This window comes from Holdemania filiformis DSM 12042, from assembly GCF_000157995.1.
Classification (GTDB): Bacteria; Bacillota_I; Bacilli_A; order Erysipelotrichales; family Erysipelotrichaceae; genus Holdemania; species Holdemania filiformis.
Genome location: NZ_GG657552.1, coordinates 174771 through 175606, shown reverse-complemented (window position 1 = coordinate 175606; position 836 = coordinate 174771). Strand labels below are relative to the sequence as shown.

The following is an 836-nucleotide window of genomic DNA, read 5'->3' as shown; positions in this document are numbered from 1 at the left end:
CTTTTAATCGATCCGGCCGCGGCGCGGATCAGCCTGGCGCAGCGTTCGCCCTCCGAATCCTTCGTTAAATCCGGCTTTCTTAGCACCGGCTGGTCACGGAGCGGTTTTTCTTTGATAACGAGGATCATCCGATCGTTTTGATTCCGAACTAGCAGCTCGTCAAAACCGAACCCGCAGTCCTGCAGCGTCTGTTTGTCAATTTCGCTCAGCGCTTGTCCTTCTTCCGGCTTTAACGTTTCAGCCAACACAGGCAGCGCCGGTCCTCTGCGAAAGGAAACGCCGCTGCGCAGATGCCGCCAGTCCGCATCCTTGTTCCCGCTGCATTTCAGCTGAATCCACAGTCCATTTTTGATCACCGGTTGTTTCTCACTCTCCCGCCGCAGCGTAAACCGCCCGACTTGAAAAGGGATACCTTGCGCTTCGCCCTGAACCGCCCAGTCCCACTCGCAGCGATAACGCACAGGATCCAAACCAAGCTGTCTGTCCCAGCCAATATCCAGTGTAGAAGGCTCCACCGCGCTCACGTTCGCAAACTGCCGGCTCAGCTCCGCCTGAAACCCAGCCTGATGGCAAACACCCGCAAATTTCCGCCGGGTCGGTTTGATCGCAAACCACCATCCAAACACAAGCAGGAAACCACCGGCGAGGGTGCCGCGCCGGCGGCGAACGCCCAGCCTGTACTCAACAATAAAATCCGCCGCCAAAACGCTGACGAGTAAAATCACTTCCAGCCAATACAGAAGCTGCCAGCGCCGCGCCGTTCTCACAAACCTGCGTTCATCAGCCACGCGCGAACCTCGGAAATAAAATACAACGAACCGGTGATCACTACCGTG

General features: G+C 56.8%; 1 protein-coding gene. It reads right to left on the bottom strand.

The annotated features are described in order from the left end of the window. On the bottom strand, positions 1 to 788 hold a 788-nt coding region (locus HOLDEFILI_RS19500; RefSeq protein ID WP_039863672.1), incomplete at its 3' end, for a hypothetical protein. Positions 789 to 836 lie beyond the last annotated feature (48 nt).